Source organism: Paraburkholderia sp. 40, from assembly GCF_050434105.1.
Taxonomy (GTDB): Bacteria; Pseudomonadota; Gammaproteobacteria; order Burkholderiales; family Burkholderiaceae; genus Paraburkholderia; species Paraburkholderia tuberum.
Window position 1 is genome coordinate 69,648 of the sequence record NZ_JBNPVY010000001.1, and the last position, 19,569, is coordinate 89,216.

Genomic DNA, 19,569 nt, shown 5'->3' on the forward strand with positions numbered 1-19,569 from the left:
ATTACGCGCCGTTTCTCCGCCGTTCCGCCCGAAAGACGCGCAGTTTCATACAGCTTTAGCGTCGCGAAAGGTGGGAAGCCGCCGAAGAAGCAAACGTTTGGCTAACTTAATCGGCAATCGCTGCCGAACCTTTAGGCAAAGTCGGTAGGTTTTTTAGGGTTTTCCCTCAGTTTTGATCGGTGCCGGTCGATCGCGTCTGCCGCCGTTTCCGACACCGCGAGGATTGCCCGCTTTGCCTGCCGCACGTTTATCGGCATGCCGCCTCTTGACGCGTGCCACGACTTGCGGCCGCGCAGCCATTGGCGCAGGTCGCTGGCGCGCATCAGGCTGAGCGGAAGTGCTGCCGACAGATCGGTATGCTGATGCGAAAAAGCGGCGATTCCTTCCACCGGCCAGTTGGCCGGGAGGATCGCCCGTAGGAAAGCTACTTTGGAGCGGTTCTGCTGCAGCGGAGAGCGGCGCATTTCCCGGTGGCCGTCTATACCGATGCGGACGACACTCTGGCTTGTCGGCTCAGGTTCGATACGACCCGTCCAGTTTTTAGTCTCGACGACGAAAATGCCAAACGGCGTTACGGCAAGGTGATCGACTTCGGCTGTCGGGAAATCTGTGCCCGGCGCATGGTTGAGCAGTAATGCGCCCGGATGAAGATAGAAGTCTTCGCCACATAGCCAACTCAGTGCAGTCAGAAGTTCGCTATGGACGATGGCCTCGCCCTCATCACCGCGCTGCTCGCTTCGTGTGGCAGGCAACGTGCCAGCATGAGCGCTGGCGACGGAACGCATTTTCTGACGTTTAGCGGCATAGATGGCCGCCGCAGCGGCGAAGAGAAGAAACCAGATAGACATGTGCGCTCCCGTTTGGCTTTACGAGATTCAGTCTGCCAGGCCTATTACGAAGTCAAGTTTTCGCGCCGGATAAGCCAAGCGTTATTCAAGCTTCGTGAAATCCAAGAAAGCTATATGGTTTTGTCGAGCATTTCGGGTAAGGACCCTGAGCCGGCTCCGTGAACCAGAATCCAGGGCATGCAGCATCGGATTCCAAAGCTGCATGAGATTGGCGAGCATTTCTCGCGTCGGGTCGCGTCCCGCGCGCTAAGCTTGCTCTATCCCATTGCGTCTCCGGACGCATCGACATGCCGCAACTGACCGCGCGCGACCTCGTTTCCCACTCTGTATTTCTTCTAATGCCAGTGCTTTCGTGCGCGCCTTGTGCGGGCGCAGACGAAAGCGCTTCGCGCCGTGTTTCCTTGCTCATCGAGCATCGAAACCACCGGACAAGGGTCCGGACATTCCCTGTTGAAAAATTTTTCTGGAGAGAAAAATGCTAATCGTGTTCTTCAAAGACGCAATCAAGTCGCCGGCCAAAGTGCTGGCCCTGTGTTTCATCGCCTATTTCGCAACCATCTCATTTGTTGTTTTGGGCTTTCTCGTTTTGCTGGCTATCCACTGGGTAGTCAAGGAAATGAAGAAGAAGGGCAAGGCAATCCTCGCGGCTGAAGCGGATGCTGAGGCTGCTCGCATCGAGAAAGAAAAGCTCGCTGCGCGCGCCGGGGCAGAAGCGAAAGCTGAGGTGAAAGCTGAGGTGAAAGCCGCTGTAACCCCTGCCGCCAACGACAGCAGTGTGCAACCGGCAGCGACAAAGCAATACGCGAAGTCAGCCGTCGTTCTTCCGTTCAAGACCGGCACCCGTTAATCGGGCTGCTGCTACCACCTACCGTCACCCGGGCTTCTGCCCTCGGTGACGGCACCTTAACCCTGCCGGGAATCCATTCCCGGACACGGGCCATGCGATTTCCCGGCACCACCGGAGCAATCCCATGGAAACGCATGTGGCTGCCTGGCAGCTGGACATGTTCGGCGAATCTTCGCCGGTTATCATCACATCCCCCAAGCCCGACCCGTTGCCCGATCCTCATCTCTGGAGCGAATCGGTGCGCACAAAAATGGTCGACGCGTTGATCTCGCTCGCGAGCGACAGCCGCCGCGGTGACAGCATGCCTGAGTCCCTGATGGACTGCGCGGACCTTTTGTCCGAGCGGCTACGCAACCGGAAGATCGACGTTGAAGACTACCGTGCGACCCTTGGCTGGATCATGGGTTACTGGGACGGCGCACTGCCATATGTATACGTTTGCAAGGTCAACGGAGTCGATCCGGAGATCCTGCAGGACGCGATACTGAGCACGCCACTTCTGGCGCACGATGTTCGCGAACTTCAACGCGTGTGCTTCGGCATGCTGCTGTAGGAGGGCAATCATGCCGAAAGCAGCAACACTCTTCGCCCGCGTCATGGCGGACGTCTTCGCCGGCAAACCATCAGGTCAACCGTCCGCGGGACCCTCTGCGCCACAAGCTGCTCCTATGGCGTCTACCGCAGACCGCGCGTATACCGATGCGCGTTCGGTCACCACTACCGTTGTTGGACAAGGGGCGTCGAACGAAACCGTCGTGACAATCGGCGATATCCCTCATCTGTTCGTTGATGAAGGCGATCACGTTGTCCAGTTCAGTCCAGCGTTTGACGACCACGCCGAAGAAACGGAATTCGGTGTAAAGATCCTCCCGGATCTGATTCCGCACTGGTCGCAGCGCTCCGTTCATCGTTGTCCGCTCAAGGAAGCGGTCGCCGCCGCCATCCGTCAGGACGGCAAGCCTGCGCCTGTCAATGTGCCTCGTGGAAAAGAGGTCGACAGCGGCGCCCGTGAATCGCCTGGTGGTTCCGACGAAGCGTCTGAGCCCGAATCAACCGCGTCTTCGCGGCCGCGACGTGCCCACAATGCCGACGCGTCGAACGTGGTTGGCCGTATAGCCTCGCGGGGCGAAGAAAGCTTTCCCGATCGCAAGAAACCGGGGCGCTTCTATAAGTCCTTTGCGATGCATATCAATACCAGTGACGGTGACCGAACCCTGCAGGGCGAAGGCCTGAAAGAAGCGATCGCGGAATGCAGCTGTGTCGTGGGCGATGTCGTTTCTGTACGGCGTACAGGAAAGGTCAAGGTTCCTGCAATCCGGACGGACGGAACTCCGATCCTGAAGGATGGCAAGCCAGTCATGTGGGACAAGTGGCTCTGGGCCATATCCAAATAGATGGCGGCGTCGTCAAGGATGCGGCCTCCTCCCGGAAAGGCTCACCGCTAGTTTTCCTTCTTCCCGTATTACCTCACCTTCGCCGGCACACCCTAGGGTGTGTCGAGCGATGTCCTTTCGTTTAGCGCTGGCGCCGATTCTCCCTGATCCAACATCACGTTTGCTGAAAAAAGCCGCCGGCTCTCGCGGACCGCTTTTTTGAGCACGCGTTTTCACGCCTGTCTCAGGCATCGACCAAACCCACTCACTTCAAGGAGAGTGATTCATGACTGTACGAGCAAAAGAGCTGACGCCAGATCAATACGCGTGGCTTCGGCGCGCGCTGGCCGGGTTCTCGCGTTCCCCGGAGCAATGGATTTCGCTTCTGGTGAGCTACGGGGTGCCTGCAGACCGTCTTACCGGCAATGCATGCGCCTGCCCGATGTGCGGAGGGACCGATCGCTTTACCTACGATAACAAGCGTGGGCGGGGGGATTGGGTCTGCCGTCAATGCAACAGCGGCAAGCCCGCAGCTGGTGACGGCCTGCAGTTGATCACGCGTCTTAACAAGATAGGGCTGTATCGACTGATGCGCGAACTGGACGGCGGCAACGTGCCGCGGCCGACGCGTCGTGCTGATGTAGCCAACGCGCCGAAGCCGAAGCGTAAGCCTGACGCGAAGTTTATTGCGAAGAGACTTACGTCGATGTGGGATGCAGCAAAGCCCGTGTCGACCGGCGATCTCGCAATGCGATACCTCGGCGCCCGTGTGCCTGGGCTTGGCGTTGCACCGTCGAAAGCGCTGCGGCTTGGCATGCTGGAGTACTGGCACGACAGGAAAGTGATTGGCAGCTGGCCCGGCATCCTCGCGCGGTTTGAACTGCCGGATGGCCGGCTTGGAACCTTGCATCGCACCTATCTGGAACGATCGGCGCCCTCAAAGGCAAAGATCGTTTCGGATGACGGCGAGATTCTTGACCCGAAGCTCAATGACATGACACTCAGCCCCCTCCGGGGCGGTGCGGTGCGGCTGATGGAACCGGTGAATGGTGAAATCGGCGTGGCAGAGGGTCTTGAATCGGCGTACGGGGCATACATGGAATCCGGCGTCCCGATGTGGTATTGCCTGAATATCGGGCTGCTGCGCCAGTTCGTCGTACCGGAAGGGCTGGGCGTTCGGGTCGTGCACATCTTCGTTGACTTCGACGAGATCAATCCGAAGACCGGAGAGTCGGTGGGCGTGGCAGGCGGGCTCGAGCTGGCCAAGCGCCTGCGGGCAGAAGGCTTCACGGTGCTAGTCCATCGTCCCCGCGTCCGGGGGACAGACTTTGCGGATCAGTGGTGCGCACGTTCAGGGAATCGTGTGGATGCTGTGGCGGCGCCGCGTATGCCTGCTGTTCGATCAGAGCTGGTGGCCGCGGCTTAGGCGGCTTCTATTTAACGCGGCTACAACCGCACTTGTTCAACTTGCCCGATGGGGATTATCCCCATCGGGGAATCTCGCGCGGGCCAATTTCATTCGGAGTAGAAAATGGCTTCCTTCCAGGTTCTCGTAGGTGGTTTTGCAATCGTCGCAACCAACGGCGTAGAAGGTGGGCGTCAGCGGGTGGGAAAGTCTGAGGCCGTCGCCTTCGACGTGATTGACCGCACGGCTCCCGGCAATACCGCGTATGCATGTCGCGATCAGTCTTTTGTTGATGCCTGGGATTTTTGCGCGCATCGTCTCCTCGTTACCGCGGCCCCTCGGTCGCATTGACCTCGTAATGAAAAACGGCACCCCAGAATCTTGGGGTGCCGTTTTTTTTTGCGCGCCTTGGTCATCGCATGATCGCCAGGCAGACCGCCACAATGATCGCGAACACTTTCCACATACGCCACAGTCCGCTGGACCACAGCGCACCGGCCGCGCCTGTGAGAAGCAGAACAACGCATAGGTCGTTATTCACATGCATGCTCGCGAGCATCGCAGCGAACCACCACAGCACAAGCGACGCCACAAAGATGATCGCTCGGCGCGTAAAGAAGGGCAGCGCCATGAATTTCGAGTAATACGATGTCAGTCGGTCAACAGCGTTCATTTACTCCTCCGCCTTCTTGTTCTTGAAATCTTCGATGACGTTGAGGGTGTACCAGCCTGCCATACCGGATGCGGCGAGCGCCGCAAAAAAGAGCCAGGTGCGGAGTTCAGATAGCGGCAGGCCGTGACGCACGATTTCGATCAGTTCAAGCATATATCCACCTTGGCAGTTGATGATTCCGATGCACCGCGCCCCGCGCGGTGAACACCGAAGCCATGACCCATCTTCGCATCTCTGTAGGGAAGTCAAGCCGCGCTTCGGGCACTCAGAAAAAGCCGCCAAAAGCATCAGCGATCTGGTCGACATCGTGCGCGGAAGCCTCACTTTTCTCGTTGACCAGAAGACTCTGCGTGGCGTCGGTCGCTGACCTCTGATCAACGCGGATCGCCGGCGCAGGTTGACCGCGCACCGTCGGCTGAACGTTAGAGCGCTCGCTTCCGGCTGGCTCGATATCGCGGGCATCGATCTGATACGCCGGCGCGGACGCCACGACGCTCCCTCGAAGCGCTGCTTCGGCGAGAGATCTGAGGAGTGCCGCGCGTATCCGTGCGGAGCCGGCCTGACTGAGTCTCGCGTGCAGGAGAGGGGTGGTCACCGGGTCAATGACCAGCTTCATGTCAAACTTGTCGCTCATGCTTTCGCGGTCGCGCGCTCGCGGGTCAGGCCAGCCTCGCCAACGATCAGGAAGCCTTTCGCATTGGCCGTGCAAGGCGAGTCGATAACTTCGAGCTTCACACGTGGGAAGGCCCTGAGGATTGCAGGCGCATACAGGGCGCCGCCGCCGCCCGACAGGATGATCGAGCGCACGTTGGTGAGCTGGCCGACGTTGTTCTGCATTTCCTTGACAACGCCGGCAATGACCGGCTGCGACTGCTCGAGATAGGGATCGAGGTCGATATCGTTACCGTAGAAGAAGAACGGCTTGCGCTCGCGCAATGCTTTGTCGATCAGTTCAATATCTTCGACCTGATCGTCCTGGTCGCGTGAGATAAGCGATGCAATGCGTTGATAAATTTGCGATGCGCCGCCCGGAATGCCGTCGCTGCGTTTGTCGTCCATGGTGAAACCGTTGGCATAGACCCAGTCGGTCGTGAAGTAGCCGACGTCGATCACAAGGTGCGCGCTGTCGCGGCCGAATTCGCTCTGGCGGTTAGCCGACGCTGCGACGAGCGAGCCGAGGGGCTGGGGTATCACCACAACCCTGTCAATCGTGATGCGACCCGGACCGTAATCGAATGTGCCGGTAAAGCGGTCACGCAGCGCCCCCGAATATTTCTTCATGTTATGAACGGGCAAGCCGAGCACAAGGCGTTCGATGTGGCTCATGCCTGCGAAATGGATTGCGCCGAACAGCAGGGCTGCGTAGTTGTCGGACAGCACGAAATCATTGGACAGCGCGCGGCCCGTGTTGCCGTACGCGGCCGTGAGCGACACGTCAGGGCCAACTTCGTACTCAACCTGGTCGATGACGATCGTCGCGACCTTGCGCGCGGCGAGCACGCTATCGCCGTAGCCGGAAAGAGCATGGCTGGCGGCGAGCGGTGCGAGCGAGGGAAACATGCCCGTTGCGACGGTGCCGCTCGCAGCACGATGAGCGTATTTGGTGTTGCCGTAGCCGACGTCGATAGCGAAGACTGAGGTTTTCAAGATGACTCCATGCGTTAAGTGATCCGCGGTCCGAAGTGACAGAAAACTGATAGAAAAATATCAGTTCGATCTGCTTCGGTCGCGCGGGGCCGACGAACTATCAAATATCTGACAGAAAAGTGTCAGTTGGGATGTCGCGTCGGATCTGTCGGAGAGAACTGACACTTTTCTGTCAGTTCTGCCTGGTTTCAGTCTAGCTAGCGCGTAGGGAAGTCAAGCTAACGAAAGCCGACCGGTTCTGACCATCTTTCGACGTGCGACGCTTGCGCAAGCGGCCTTATTCTTGGCGTACCTACCGCGTCCCTGACGCATCGAAATGCGAGTGCAAGGCACACGCACGTCTGTACCCCACGCCCGCAACGGGCCAGAAGTACCCCAATGACCGGGCCGCACAGTGATGCGGCCTTTTTCTGAAGCAAATCAAGTCCATGGTGATCCACGTTGAGGACACCCGGACACTGCGATATCCATACGATTGGCGGCGGTTTGCCGCGTTGTGACGCGTTGAGGACATGTGGAGATGCCGGACACCGGACACTTTCCACGTCTCGACAGCGTCTGAACACGCCCTTACAGCTTCGGCTGGGTGCGACTCACGAAGCCCGATACACCGCGGCGGAGATGAGCGACTTGGGGGCGGGGGAAGTCTTGCGGACCGGAAAGACCGGAGAACCGCGATTCCCTGACGGAAGAGGACACGGCGTACCGCGGCCGTACAAGAACGCGTAACGGGATTTGCCCGGCAGGAGCACGACACCGAAAAACGGTAGTGCTGGCAGGGTAGCCACGAAGCTGCATCCGCGGAGTAATCCGCACACCGCGACTGCCGGGAGGCAAAGCGCGAAACGTCGGAGATGAATTGCGCGAAGCGCCTTTCACTCCGACAGGCAGCAGGTTGGACGGTCGGAAGGGTGTTCTTCCCACGCTTCTGGTCGATCGGATGGAATCGCTAAAGGATCGGAAGGCAGGACCCACGCGACGGGGATACGGCGCAGCCGCCATAGGGCGAGCAACGAAGGGCGGACCCGATGGTCGGGTGACAGCGTCAGGTAGGGATGCTGCGACCATCGGACCGGATAACGGCAAAGAGAGGCAGCGCGGCAGCGTTGCAAGGGATTTCGGATGGCGGCAATTCTCAACGTAAGGGCAATCGTCAACAGCTATGGTTTTGGTCCCGAGTTCCGGGATGCGATGCTCAATCTGTTTGACGAGAATGTGGCGCGGGTGCATAGCACTACGCGAGTCAGTGGCCGGGCGTTGTCGATCAAAACGCAGGAATATCGCGTGGCCAAACTGTGCAAGGCCTTCAGGGAGCTACTGGACGGAGGTTTCTTTTTGCGCTCGCCATGGTCTCTCAAGCACAAACACGTAACGTTTCTGGTCAAGTCGTGGGTGGCCGCTGGACAAAGCGGCGGCACGATCGAGAACAAGCTGACGTACCTCCGCGCACTCGCTCAGTGGATGGGCAAGAGGAATCTCATTGGCTCGCTCGACGACTATGTGGACCGGCAGGCTCTCGGCCTGAAGCGTAGCTACGTGGCGACTGAGGACAAGTCATGGTCGGCACACGGTGTCGATGCGGTGGCGAAGATCGACGAGATTGCCCAGACGTGTCCGCATACGGCGGTACAGCTGAAGTTGCAGGCTGCCTTCGGTTTGCGCATCGAAGAGAGTTTCATGCTCCGACCGGCAGAGGCTGCGAGAAGCCCGAGATTGTTGGCTGTGACGCGTGGCACCAAGGGTGGTAGACCGCGCGAGGTCCCCATCGAAACGAAGATTGGAATACTTGAAGAGGCCGCCGGCCTCAGTAACGGCCTGACGGGTTCGACGGTGCCTGCCGATCGGACATTAGGTCAATGGCGCGATTGGTACTACTACGTGCTCGAGAAGCACGGTATCACCAAGCGGGGGATGGGCATCACGAGCCACGGCCTGCGACATGAGTATTTACAGATGCTGTACAAGGACACAACGGGCGTGCCGGCGCCGATCAAGCGCGCAGACGCGCGCCCGGACCCAAAACTGCATGAAGAAGCGATGCGCCGGGTTGTCGAAGCGGCAGGGCACTCCCGCCTGAACAAGTCAGGAGCGTACCTCTCTACGTTCGCCACGCAGGACCGAATGCAGAAGAAGCTTCCGACTATAGACGACGCGCAAAGCGCTCTAACGGCGGCTAGCGGAAACAAGAGCCATGCGGCTAAGGCGTTGGGTATTTCACGGCAAGCGCTCTACCGGATTCTTGGAAGTGCAGGCAGGGGAAGCTAGGATTCGGACTTTCGCGGAAATGATGCGCGATATTGTGGGTCATATGCCTCGTCGCGGTGGGCAGCCGAACCGCACAATGAAGCATCTCTCAGGTTCTGGCATCGGCCCTCGGAAATATGCCGGAACTTTTTCGCAAGCCGACTCGTTTGAGTCGGCTTTTTTTTCCCCCATTCAGCCACGGCTGCCAGCCCCAAGCCGGCGCAGCGCTACGGCGCAGGCTTGTATTTGCAGACGTCTACCAGCGATCGCGATCTGGCATGCCGTCGATCGCGAGGGCGATCCGGTCCTCGAACATCAGATCCGAGTGTTCCGGCGGCGTAGGGATCTTGGGGAACTGGATGTAGCGTTCTCCATCGATATCGACCCACTTTGCAAGCTGCACCAACTTCCGGTAGCGGGCGGCATCGCGCAGCACCGGTTCGATCGGCCAGCTGTCGATTGTCGATATGGAAGCGTCAACGAGTCGTTGCGCGAGCATCGCAAACAGTGGGCCACGTGTCTCCCAGTCGTCGTCGTTACGCGCCAGCATATCAATCACCATTTGCACGTCGCATGCCCCGATCTCTTTCTCGATGAGGTCTCGCAGATCGCCTTCGGTGATTTGGGGTCGGGTCAAACGGCGGTTCCAGACCGGCGCAGCCAGCGTCAACGCTTCGCGCTCATCTTGGGCATAGGGAAACCAGGGTGTAGACATGCCGCAGTCGGCGCAATAGATGCACGCAAGCCGCTCGGTCTGTGGAGCAAATGGCGGGCGGCGCATGGTGTCGCCCACTACGGGAGGGCCGGCGTGGCGTCCAAACTGGCCGTAATCGAAACCGGATTGCCCGATTTCAGCAACGACGCGTTGTGACCGGCCGACGGTGCCGCGCCCACCGCAGTGGTCGCAGGGATAGAGCTGTTCGTACATTTGGGGTTTGCGCGCGGTGTTTGGTTCGAATTATCGTTGGACACCGGGCGCGGGAGAAGCCGAATTTACATTTGGAAAGCAACTTGCTCAGTGCTCGCCCGTCATTTCAGGGAAATCGTCGTGCAAACGGCCGTCAAGGTGGCGCCCCGCAGCCTTCTTGCCGATTTTGTCCATCGTCTGACGAAAGGCGTTCGGACCCAGCGGATTCCACCCATCGTTGTAGTCAAAAAATCCGCTGCCGATCTTTTGCCGGTCCCGGTCAATCAGATCGTTGCCCGCGCAACTATTTCCCGGCGCCCATTCGCCCCATTGTTTGAAGTGGAACGCGACCCCGGCGTCGCAGCACTGGTCGCGCAGCGATCGCGCCCATGACGGATGCATCGGGCGCGCTCCCCGTCCACTTTCTCCACCAACGAATACACCGTCGATCATCGGCGGCGCCTGAAGCTCTGTCGGACCGCCCCATGGACCGATCCAGTCGTACAGATTGACGGGGCCAAGCAATGGTTCCATCGAAAGGAAGCGGACGCTGGCAGGTGCATCGACCAGTCGGGGAATGTCCCGGTCAGCCTCCGCCTGATTGACGATTGTTGCGCCCAGCCAGACGTTCGCGGGTGTGTTCTCCGGAAACATGGCTGCCAGCATCGGCCCGGCGTTGCCGATACGCTTGGTGAGCAGGAGCCACACCAGATTCGGCGTGCATCGGATGAGCTCCGCGAAGCGCTCCCTTTGTCCCTCAGGAGCGGCGTTATCAAACGGGTCACAGACGCTCGGGAAAACCTTCCGGCGGCGGCCAGTCTTCGCGGCGTCGGCGGCCCAGCGCAGGGGCTTTTTCCAGTGCTCGTCGCTGTAGGTCCGCCGCGGTGCGCCGGGGCCCCAGTTGCTGCCGCTACGCAGCCATCGGTTCATCGACTCTGCGTAGCAATGATCGCAGCCCGGTCCGACTTTCTGGCAGCCCTCCCAGGGTGACCACGTCATATCCGTCCATTCGATTGCAGTACTCGTACCCATAGCAAAGGCTCCTTCAGCGATTTAGACGTCGACAGCGCTGGAGGCCAGCGATCCGCACAGCCGGGCGCGCGCTTCGATAGCGTCCAGCCAGGTGCGATACGCCCCCGGCTCGAGATCGCCGACGCACGCCGGTACGATCAGATGGTCAAGCGCGAGGCCGGTCACGTTGAGGCGGTCGAGCGTCTGGCGATCGGGAACAATCCAGAAATACCAGCGCTGTACGAAATACCACCACGTCTTCGCACGTCCAAGCTCATGCCACGTAGCGGTGAAGTCAAGCACAGACCCGATGGCGCTGAAGAAGACGCAACGCACGCCGGTCGATGAGATCGCGGCCGCGACCACCTGTCGGCCGTTTGAGAGGGACTGGGAATCGTGCGCGGCGTAACTCAGCGCCGGATACTGACCCGCCCAGTCCAGCGAACGCGCGATCGCGCGGTCCAGAAAAAAAGTCTTGTCGTGCAAGATGCTTCCTCGAGTGAATGCCATAAATAGGGCTTGGGGTCATCATGCCGCGTACTGACGGAAGTCAAGCTAACGACCCGACTGAAGCGCGCAGCGTTGTGCGACACTGCTGTCAAGTGAGTAGGCTGCGATCTCGTGATGCCGGGAGTGAGACAGCCTCCAGCGGCTCACAATCGGCGTTCCATTCGACGGCCGGGATCCGTCGCGAAAGTCTGAGTGCGCGCTTCTGATCCTTCCTCGCTTCGTAGGACGCCAGCCCGTTCATCCCGTACACCTCGATGTGTGTCGGCACATCCGTATCACGAAGAACGAAGTCCGGAAGCATGTCGTCGTCAGGCGACAGGCGGACCGGTTTAAGAAAGTCCCGACGCTCGGCGACGAGACGGTTTGCCATCGCAACCTCATACATCGAGTCGCAGGGTACGAACGCTGACGAGCACAGCATCGCCGCCAGGTCGATCAGCTTCAGGTGGCCCTTCGCAGTCCGTTCAACGAGGAGGATCGCCACGACGCGTGCGGTGCGAACGCCAAGTGCTTTCCATGCGTGCGCGAATGTCCTTGACGCATGCTCGATGAGCGTGGCGCTGGCGTAGTATTTTCGTGCGCTCTGCCGCAGGCTCAATGCGTGTCCGAACTGTGTCGGCACGACCTCGTTGATTTCCCCGATAACTAGCCCGCGATGTGTCGCGCCGTTGGCGCTGGTAGCCAGTCGCGCGACAAAGACGTCGAACTCTGAATTGATGGCGGTCCGATCGGCCTCTTCGTAACGGCGCATGATGTGCAGAACTTTCTGGGCGTCGGACCCATTGATCAAGGCGGTACCAACCTCTGCGAGTAGCATTGCGTTGCACTGGCCCCAGTGACGCGCAGTGGCGGTGCCTGTCCACTGGTTCAGCGCAGATTCAGACCAAAGTGTCTGGAGAAACGCGAGGAGGCTGGCCGAGCGGCGGCTGGTGCGGCTGGTCGGCTGCGCAGCAGGGCCGCGGGAACCGGTAGCGGTTTCGCGCAGCGTGAGCGCCGCATCGAGCTTGACGTTGAGTCCCGTGGGCGTCGCCATGATCGCCGCCTTGCTGTCGCCGCCGCGCGCTGCACGCGGCGCATCCGGGTCCTTGTAAAACGGGCAGCTATCCCGCTTGTGGCGGTGCCCGTCCTCAGGCCAGCCCGCCAGATGTAGCAGGCTTCCATATCGCCTGATGACCAGTTGCAGCGGTGTCTGGTGACTCGCGCACATGCAGACGGCGTAGCCGGGCGAGACCTTCGCGCGTTCGAGCCGTTTGACGTAACGGGCCGGATTGTCCTGCACGTCGGCCAACGGGAAAGTGCCGTTATCGAAAGAGACGAGAGACATGTTTTCGCACCATAGAAAATGGCCGCAAGGGCGGACATGGCTTTGAATGGGATTGGGCTAAGTCAGCGGCTATAACGGTTTTCCGCGGAGGCACGCACATCTTCGGAGACCTGTTGCAGCCATCTGCTCGAGCCGTCGCGCGTGCTGCCGAATGTGAACGAATGGTGAGCTTCCTCGGTCGGCTCGTACTCGCGGCCCGTAGATCTGTCCGTCAGAAACCAGTTTCCGTTCGACAGTCGGAGCACGTGGCAGCCGGGGTAGCGCTGCTCCATCGCTGACCTTTCCCTGCATTCGCGCCGCATGCGAAGCTCTTTCCGAAGCGAGTGCAGCAGCGCTAGCGCCAACAAAGTCGTTGCGGCACCCGCCATAACAGCGACCGGCACCCACGATGACCAGTGCAGGGCAGACGCCACAGCGCTCAACGCGCGCCACGCGGCGGTCAGAAGTAGGAGACAACCGACGATCGGCACGATGACGAATTCAACGAACATCGACGCCTCACGCTGGCTGGATGCGACCGACATTGCGGGTCGCAGGAACGAATTGCAGCGTGCCGTCGCTGGCGCAATTGATCTTGAGTCGGATGCGGCGGTGAACGGCGTTGCGAAAGACGTTGACGAGCCCGAGGTCAACGCCGAAGCTGAGGCTGCTTGCGATCACGAGCATGAATACAATCTGCGCGATATAGAGAATCTGAATGGCCACTCGCGCGAGGTCTGCCGGTTGTAGACCGGCGATCATCGATATCGCCGCCTGCAGGCTTGCGGGGGACATCCACGCCGAGACCACGTACGTCCAGAACAGCATCAGCGGCACCAATATGAGCGCGGCAAGGGTGCCGCGACCTGCGAATCCGAGGATGTTCACGAACTGGGCCGCGTAGTTTCGCGGATCACGGAGAGCGTCGAGCTTCAGCGAAATAGCGTCGATCGACGCGATGGTGCCGACCTGCGCACCGTTGATATAAACGTCAAGAAACGCGTCGGCGCCTGTCGCGTTCAGACTCGCGACGAGCTTACGAACCGTGTGGCGCCGCGACATCTCAGCGAAGATGCCGGCGAGGACGGCAACAATAGCGGGTTGAATGACTCCATCTGCGCTGCAGATCGGGACAAGAAATGCAAAAACCAATGCTGAAACGGTCGTGACGAATGCCGCGCTGCCAGTTGGGTTCACAGGGTAGTTCGCGTTTGACATAGGGTATCAGTGGTTTGTGTCTAATTGGGCTTCAGTAAAGAACCGCACGCTCACACGATGACTTCAACGTCAGCGTCAGGCCCGCGCCAGAACGTGCCGTCCGAATCGTCAAGCACGATCACCATTCGTGTGATCGGGTCATGCCCGGTGACGAAGCCGTCCCGGAGCCGCGCGTTCCCGGTCGGGTAACGCACGCGTCGCTTCCAGAGCGACGTGCCCCCTTCGACTGGGATAAGGCCTGCGGCATTGGATCTGGACTTCGCAATCATGTTGGTGTGCGGGGGTATAGGTCATTCTCCCGCCCGATGGCACGCCGCGGAGAGCAAAAGACGCCACCTTTTCCGTTGCTTTCAGGTTCTGATCGAGGAAGCCTGCCGCATACCCCGACTCTCATTCCGTCGTGCGTAGGGGATGCAGCGTCAGCTTGTACTGGTCCCGCAGCGCAATGGCGACGGAGTCACCCGGCGTGACCTTTACCGTTTTACTGTCGCTCCAGCCGTGCCAAAGTGGGCGCTGTGTAGCGAAGCCCGCGTGCTGGATCGTTTGCATGCCGTCGAGCGTCTCGCGGTTTACCCATGCGGTCAGCGACACTGTCTCGGGCGTTGCATCGTCCAGCGCCAGCTGTAGCGTGTTTCCGATATCGACCGTGGCGAGGTCGCACTTTGGCTCATTACTGACGATGCCCGAGTCCGGGCGGCAGGAATCGACGTAGCTCACACGCACGTAGGTGGTATCGATGTTGATTGGGTTGCGGCGTGACAGGGTGGTACGTCCCGCTCCTACTACCTGGCCCGTCGGGTCAGACAGCCGGAACTCGACCGTGTATGAGCTTGGCGCGGGGTCGGCAGCGAGGGCGGCGCTCGCGCCAGAAACGAGGGCAGCAGTCATCGAACAGGCGAGGAATGTCTTGAGCATTTTGGTTCTCGGATAAGTAAGCATCAGGGCAATCGCGCCCACACCGATTCTGTGGTGGTCTGAGGGAAGTCAAGCGCCTGAAAGGGATATGGATTCACGCGTCTTAGTGGCGCATCGTCACCGCTTGCCGGTTTCCGTCCCCGACTTAAAGCTATATGGTTTTCTGGAGCATTCCGGCTTAAGTGGTTGAGCCGGCTCACGCGACCGGACCTGCCAACTCGCTGATGAGTCACCAACCGAACGCCTTATGGGCAAGGGTTGCCGCGACACTATCCACAGGGTTATCCAGAAAATCTGTGGATAAGCATGCGTCGACCGGCGCGCGGCTGGCGCCCGAAAGCGATATAGATTGCCTGTGCATTCACGAATTTTTCGCCGAGTCGTCCGCGCTAATATCGGTTCAACACTCGCGTCAGTGACGCATCGATCAGACGCCTGCAGACAGCAGCGCGCCATTCATTCACCCCGACGGGTTTCACACCCGTTGCGGGCGTGCTCCCGTCCAACCGTTGGAGCTCGCATGAATCGTCAACGCATCTTCTCTTTCGGACTGATGGTCTGGCAGACGCATGGTCTTTCTCACGACCAGCTGCTGCGGATCGTAAAGGCGAAGAGACGCTATTCGCGACATTTCCGCGCGGCAGCGCTTCGCCATCTCGTAATGGATGCGCCGCTGGCGGTGACCGGTGGCCGTCCTTTCGCAGAGCGGCGCCGGCGCGTTCGTGCCTACTACGGCATCTAGCAGCAACATTCACTCACCCAACGGGGCCTCCCCGTTGGGGATGCGCCCCGGATCATTTACGGAATCCGGCATGTTCAATCACTTTATTCAAACGTTCATTGATGCGCAGACGGCAGCATGGCGTCACTACAGCGCGATCGCGGCGACTGAGAAGCGCCTGTTTGGCGACACCAATACTCCAGCGGTTCGGGTGCCCGGGACCCTGCAGATTGAGGCAGAACTCCGACACGCATACGAGGCCCTCGCGCTCAGGATCATCGAGAAGGCGCGTGACAGGTTCTCTGTGGGCCGCGCGCGTCCGGCGGTCAGTCGCACGCAGGTGTATCGGCAGGCGGGGTTCGACATTGAGCGATCCCTTGCGGCTGGCGAAGTGCCCGACTTCGACCTCCTGTGGACGGTGCTCGAATCGCAGTTGGGCAATATCGGTGCCCCGGCAGGGGAACGCTAATGGGACGCCAGCAGAGGAAGGAGCGTGCCGCGAGCAGTGGCGATCCGCACAAGGCTGCGATTATCAAGCTGATGCGCGAGTTCACGCATTCGCACGACCCGTACACGGTGTTCGCGGATTTCGTTGAAGTAAGCGCGATCGCCATTAGCAGCAAGGTCGACCAGTCGCAGTTCGATGCACGCGAGAAGCGTTACCTCGAAATCGTCGGCAAATACAAACGGGAGGAAGTTAGCCGGTTTGCCACGATGTTTGCGGAACTGCAGATGTGCTACAGCACGCGCATCGATGCGATCGGGGACCCGGGCTCCGGTCATGAGCCGGCCAGCGGACTTGGTGACGTTCTCGGCGAGATTTTCATGGCGCTAGAACTTGGGAACGCCCGCGCAGGGCAGTTTTTCACGCCCTATAGCGTGTCGCTGCTAATGGCCATGATGACCGTAGGCGATGGCGCGTCTATCCGCGAGCAGGGCTTCGTGACCCTGCAGGAGCCGGCCTGCGGTTCGGCTGGCATGGTGGTGGCGACGGCACAGGCCATGCATCAGGCGGGCCTGAATTATCCTGAGACCCTCCATGCGACCTGCGTCGACATTGACCCGCGGTGCGTGCATATGGCGTACGTGCAGCTATCGTTGATGGGCATCCCAGCGGTCGTCGTGCACGGTAACGCGCTGTCGCTCGAGGTCTGGTCAGTGTGGTACACGCCGGCCCACGTTCTCGTAGGCTGGAACAGGAAGCTCAGGCGTAGCAGGCAGCAGTTGCCTGTTGAGCCTGAGGTGTCCCCCGCAGATGAGGCGGCGATGCCGCAATCCAGTCTTGAGTTACCTGAGCAGGCGGAGACCCATGACGTAGAAACAGACTCAGGCTCGTTTCGGCTGCACGCTGGCGATACCGCTGTTTGTGAAGAATCCGATATCGCCGTCGCGGTAGAGGATCGAAGCGACGGTTGCGCGCCGCTGACCGTGGCGTCGTCGCTTGCGGACCTCTTTGAGCAGGTGACAAAGGAGCCAGGGGCAAAGCGCACTGAGCCCACGATCTTCGATCGTATCGGCCAGATGACGTTGTTTTGATGGATCACTCTTCTTTCACGCCGATCCGCGTGGCAGCGCCCGGTGAAAGCGATGTATGTAGAAAGCCCGGTCTTGCGACCGGGTTTTTTTTCGTCCGCTGAAGGCAAAAGGCGATACGATTTCTGCACCTTTTCACTGCGGCGACGCGCGTCACTGGCGGTATCGTTCAAATACTTACCGCGTCTCTGACGCATCGACCTTGCCGGCTCTATCCGGCTTTTCATCTTTGACCCCTCGGGAACCACTCCCGAACGGGCCAGGTTCCCTCTCCGGAGAGCCTGCATGTCAAACAGCTATCTCGATATCCGCGTCGCGTTCGCGCTCGCGAAGATCACTAACATCGCCTTCCCCGAAGACGACGGTTTTATTGTTCCGATGACCGCCGCTTTCGAGCTCGGTCTGCGAGACGCGGCCGATGCACGGGACGGCGAACTGAACGTGCCAACATTCTTTGCTGATGAGCCGAATCTTGCTGAGTCGTGGTTACTCGGTACAGAGACGCACAAAGCAGAAGACGCGGCAGAAGACGAGACGTCAGGCATGTGCTCATTCTGCTTCAAGGGTCACCAAATCTGGGATTGCCCGCACCTTGAGCATTGAGAATTCACTTTACGCGTCGCTGACGCATTGAATGGCCGTATTCAGGCGCCCATCTTTGACCCCATCGGGAACCACTCCCAACAGGGGGCAGGTTCCCTCTCTGGAGAACCTGCAATGCAACAACAACTTACTGCTCCTCTCAAGCGCATCAGAATCGGTCGGAACCCCCGCACGTATTTCGATCCGAAGGCGCTTGCGGAACTGACCGAGTCGATCCGTCAGCACGGCGTGGACACACCGATCATCGTGCGTCCGGTCGTTGACGACGATTTCGACTACGAGGTCATTGCCGGTGGCCGCCGTTACCGCGGCGCCATGGAAGCCCACGGTGAAGACTTTCCGATGCCCATCGTTGTAAAGGACGTCGATGAAGTCGAAGCGCGGCGTATTGCGCTCATGGAGAACATCCAGCGCGAAGACCTTTCTCCCGCCGAAGAAGCCCGCGACGCTGCCGAGCTACTCGGGCTGCAGGGCGGCGATCGCGACGTGACGGCCAAGATCCTCGGCTGGTCACGCTCGACGCTCGATAACCGCCTCGCGCTGCTCAACTGTTCGAATGCGGTGCTAGATGCACTAAGCGAGCGGAAGATCAACATCGCTCATGCCGAACTGCTGGCAGCGCTCTCGAAAGAGAATCAGGACAAGGTCCTGCCTGTCGTCGTCGCCGAAAAGCGCACGGTCGCTGACGTGCGCAAGCTGGTCGAATCGGCATCCTGCGCGTTGGCGTCAGCCATCTTCGACAAGGCGGATTGCGCGGGTTGCCCGCACAACTCGTCGACGCAAGCGCAGATGTTTGGCGAAGCGATCGGTACTGGCAACTGCACGAACCGTAGCTGCTTCAACGATAAAACCGAGAAGCAGCTTGAGGCCACAGCCGCGGCTTTGCGCGATGAGTTCCAGACGGTGCGGATCGTGCGGGCTGGCGACAACCACACGCGTGTGCAACTGGCGGTAGACGGGCCCAAAGGCGTCGGGCTCGAACAGGCGAAAGCCTGTCATGCCTGTGCGAACTACGGCGCGGCTGTCAGCGGCTTGCCAGAATCCCTTGGCAAGGCCTATCGCGGTCAATGCTTCGACACCGTCTGCAACATGAAGAAGGTGGCGGCTCGCATTCAGGCGGAGAAGGCCGCGGAGCAGCCGAAGCAGGCCGAAGGCGCGAAGTCGGCGCCGGCGGTGAAGAGCGCGAGCGGCACCGCGAGCAAGTCTGCAGGCGCGCCGGCGTCGACGAACCCGTCGGTCACGGTGATTGCCGAGTCCGAGAAAGTCAAGGCGTATCGCGTGAAGCTCTGGCGCAAGGCGCTACGCATGGACATCGGCATGGATCACGATCTGGCTCGCCAGTATCTGATCGCAGTCGTGCTAAGCGGCAACGCCCGGCACATTGAGGACGGTGCGTTCCGCAAGTTCTTCGAGCGCATGGTCGGTGGCGACGTCGATTTGCCGATGGCGGATCTTCCGAAGTCGGTCAGCGCTGTTCAGGCGACCAGCGAGAAGGTTCAGGCGGACCTCATGATTGCCATGCTGTTTGCGGCGATCGAGGGGCTGGAAGTCACGCGGCTCACGCAGTTGTGCAAGTCGCACAAGCTGGACCTGAAGAAGCACTGGAAGCTCGACAAGGAGTTTCTGGAGCTGATCACGAAGTCCGAAATGCTGGTGCTGGCCGACGAGATCGGCATTCGCGCTGCGCTCGGCGACAACTTCAAAAAGGTTTTCGCGAAATCGAAACCCGAACTCATCGAGGCACTGCTCAAGGTCGAAGGTTTTGACTATGCGGGCAAGCTGCCGAAGGTGCTGAAGTTCTGAGAAAAAAG

The 19,569-nt window shown here is 59.9% G+C and carries 24 protein-coding genes; 10 read left to right on the top strand and 14 right to left on the bottom strand.

What is annotated here, in order from left to right:
- Nucleotides 1-131: 131 nt before the first annotated feature.
- The gene (locus tag OKW28_RS00305) at nucleotides 132-848 is read right to left on the bottom strand and encodes a nuclease-related domain-containing protein (protein WP_429442890.1); all 717 of its coding nucleotides are present in this window, start codon (nucleotides 846-848) and stop codon (nucleotides 132-134) included.
- Between the two features lie 475 nt (nucleotides 849-1,323).
- Here OKW28_RS00305 and OKW28_RS00310 point away from each other — a divergent pair, with 475 nt between their 5' ends.
- From OKW28_RS00310 to OKW28_RS00325, 4 genes are all read left to right on the top strand, one after another.
- Nucleotides 1,324-1,695, top strand: coding sequence for a hypothetical protein (locus OKW28_RS00310; RefSeq protein ID WP_429442891.1), 372 nt, complete (start codon nucleotides 1,324-1,326; stop codon nucleotides 1,693-1,695).
- Between the two features lie 124 nt (nucleotides 1,696-1,819).
- Nucleotides 1,820-2,248 carry a hypothetical protein gene (locus tag OKW28_RS00315; RefSeq protein WP_429442893.1) on the top strand — a complete coding sequence of 143 codons (429 nt, stop codon included), beginning with the start codon at nucleotides 1,820-1,822 and terminating at the stop codon, nucleotides 2,246-2,248.
- 10 nt (nucleotides 2,249-2,258) lie between these two features.
- A complete protein-coding gene (locus OKW28_RS00320; protein WP_429442895.1) occupies nucleotides 2,259-3,089 on the top strand; it encodes a hypothetical protein in 831 nt (276 codons plus the stop codon).
- A gap of 265 nt (nucleotides 3,090-3,354) precedes the next feature.
- The gene (locus OKW28_RS00325; protein ID WP_429442897.1) at nucleotides 3,355-4,494 is read left to right on the top strand and encodes a primase-helicase zinc-binding domain-containing protein; all 1,140 of its coding nucleotides are present in this window, start codon (nucleotides 3,355-3,357) and stop codon (nucleotides 4,492-4,494) included.
- Nucleotides 4,495-4,530: 36 nt separating this feature from the next.
- On the opposite strand, the gene OKW28_RS00330 is transcribed toward OKW28_RS00325, so the two are convergent.
- From OKW28_RS00330 to OKW28_RS00350, 5 genes are all read right to left on the bottom strand, one after another.
- Nucleotides 4,531-4,788 (bottom strand): hypothetical protein, encoded by a 258-nt coding sequence (locus tag OKW28_RS00330; RefSeq protein WP_164853759.1) that lies wholly within the window; start codon nucleotides 4,786-4,788, stop codon nucleotides 4,531-4,533.
- A 97-nt stretch (nucleotides 4,789-4,885) separates the two neighbouring features.
- Nucleotides 4,886-5,146 (bottom strand): hypothetical protein, encoded by a 261-nt coding sequence (locus OKW28_RS00335; protein ID WP_204523617.1) that lies wholly within the window; start codon nucleotides 5,144-5,146, stop codon nucleotides 4,886-4,888.
- The gene (locus OKW28_RS00340; RefSeq protein WP_429442899.1) at nucleotides 5,147-5,299 is read right to left on the bottom strand and encodes a hypothetical protein; all 153 of its coding nucleotides are present in this window, start codon (nucleotides 5,297-5,299) and stop codon (nucleotides 5,147-5,149) included.
- Between the two features lie 112 nt (nucleotides 5,300-5,411).
- The gene (locus tag OKW28_RS00345) at nucleotides 5,412-5,780 is read right to left on the bottom strand and encodes a hypothetical protein (protein WP_429442901.1); all 369 of its coding nucleotides are present in this window, start codon (nucleotides 5,778-5,780) and stop codon (nucleotides 5,412-5,414) included.
- Entirely contained in the window at nucleotides 5,777-6,793 is a 1,017-nt protein-coding gene (locus tag OKW28_RS00350; RefSeq protein ID WP_128597370.1) for a PRTRC system protein D, read from the bottom strand. Before OKW28_RS00350 ends, OKW28_RS00345 begins: the two co-directional genes overlap by 4 nt.
- A 1,122-nt stretch (nucleotides 6,794-7,915) precedes the next feature.
- Here OKW28_RS00350 and OKW28_RS00355 point away from each other — a divergent pair.
- Entirely contained in the window at nucleotides 7,916-9,058 is a 1,143-nt protein-coding gene (locus OKW28_RS00355) for an integrase domain-containing protein (RefSeq protein WP_429442903.1), read from the top strand.
- Between the two features lie 235 nt (nucleotides 9,059-9,293).
- Here the strand turns inward: OKW28_RS00355 and OKW28_RS00360 are convergent, their stop codons facing one another.
- From OKW28_RS00360 to OKW28_RS00395, 8 genes are all read right to left on the bottom strand, one after another.
- Nucleotides 9,294-9,965: a Lar family restriction alleviation protein gene (locus tag OKW28_RS00360; protein WP_429442905.1), complete on the bottom strand. Its 672-nt coding sequence runs from the start codon at nucleotides 9,963-9,965 to the stop codon at nucleotides 9,294-9,296.
- Nucleotides 9,966-10,052: 87 nt separating this feature from the next.
- Nucleotides 10,053-10,976 carry a phage Gp37/Gp68 family protein gene (locus OKW28_RS00365; protein WP_429442906.1) on the bottom strand — a complete coding sequence of 308 codons (924 nt, stop codon included), beginning with the start codon at nucleotides 10,974-10,976 and terminating at the stop codon, nucleotides 10,053-10,055.
- Between the two features lie 21 nt (nucleotides 10,977-10,997).
- Nucleotides 10,998-11,441, bottom strand: a complete 444-nt coding sequence (locus OKW28_RS00370) for a hypothetical protein (protein WP_429442908.1) — start codon at nucleotides 11,439-11,441, stop codon at nucleotides 10,998-11,000.
- 112 nt (nucleotides 11,442-11,553) lie between these two features.
- Entirely contained in the window at nucleotides 11,554-12,789 is a 1,236-nt protein-coding gene (locus tag OKW28_RS00375; protein ID WP_429442910.1) for a DUF1173 family protein, read from the bottom strand.
- 62 nt (nucleotides 12,790-12,851) lie between these two features.
- Nucleotides 12,852-13,061, bottom strand: coding sequence for a hypothetical protein (locus OKW28_RS00380; protein ID WP_429442912.1), 210 nt, complete (start codon nucleotides 13,059-13,061; stop codon nucleotides 12,852-12,854).
- Between the two features lie 226 nt (nucleotides 13,062-13,287).
- Entirely contained in the window at nucleotides 13,288-13,986 is a 699-nt protein-coding gene (locus OKW28_RS00385) for a hypothetical protein (protein ID WP_429442914.1), read from the bottom strand.
- Between the two features lie 50 nt (nucleotides 13,987-14,036).
- The gene (locus OKW28_RS00390) at nucleotides 14,037-14,180 is read right to left on the bottom strand and encodes a hypothetical protein (RefSeq protein WP_164853762.1); all 144 of its coding nucleotides are present in this window, start codon (nucleotides 14,178-14,180) and stop codon (nucleotides 14,037-14,039) included.
- 196 nt (nucleotides 14,181-14,376) lie between these two features.
- Nucleotides 14,377-14,901: a hypothetical protein gene (locus OKW28_RS00395; RefSeq protein WP_429442916.1), complete on the bottom strand. Its 525-nt coding sequence runs from the start codon at nucleotides 14,899-14,901 to the stop codon at nucleotides 14,377-14,379.
- Between the two features lie 520 nt (nucleotides 14,902-15,421).
- On the opposite strand from OKW28_RS00395, the gene OKW28_RS00400 reads away from it, so the two are divergent.
- The 5 genes from OKW28_RS00400 (at nucleotide 15,422) to OKW28_RS00420 (ending at nucleotide 19,561) form a co-directional block, all read left to right on the top strand.
- Nucleotides 15,422-15,643 carry a hypothetical protein gene (locus OKW28_RS00400; RefSeq protein WP_128597378.1) on the top strand — a complete coding sequence of 74 codons (222 nt, stop codon included), beginning with the start codon at nucleotides 15,422-15,424 and terminating at the stop codon, nucleotides 15,641-15,643.
- A 70-nt stretch (nucleotides 15,644-15,713) separates the two neighbouring features.
- Nucleotides 15,714-16,091 carry a hypothetical protein gene (locus OKW28_RS00405; protein WP_429442919.1) on the top strand — a complete coding sequence of 126 codons (378 nt, stop codon included), beginning with the start codon at nucleotides 15,714-15,716 and terminating at the stop codon, nucleotides 16,089-16,091.
- Nucleotides 16,091-17,158, top strand: a complete 1,068-nt coding sequence (locus OKW28_RS00410; RefSeq protein ID WP_429442921.1) for an N-6 DNA methylase — start codon at nucleotides 16,091-16,093, stop codon at nucleotides 17,156-17,158. Before OKW28_RS00405 ends, OKW28_RS00410 begins: the two co-directional genes overlap by 1 nt.
- 282 nt (nucleotides 17,159-17,440) lie before the next feature.
- A complete protein-coding gene (locus OKW28_RS00415; RefSeq protein ID WP_128597382.1) occupies nucleotides 17,441-17,758 on the top strand; it encodes a hypothetical protein in 318 nt (105 codons plus the stop codon).
- A 114-nt stretch (nucleotides 17,759-17,872) separates the two neighbouring features.
- A complete protein-coding gene (locus OKW28_RS00420; protein WP_429442923.1) occupies nucleotides 17,873-19,561 on the top strand; it encodes a PRTRC system ParB family protein in 1,689 nt (562 codons plus the stop codon).
- Nucleotides 19,562-19,569 lie beyond the last annotated feature (8 nt).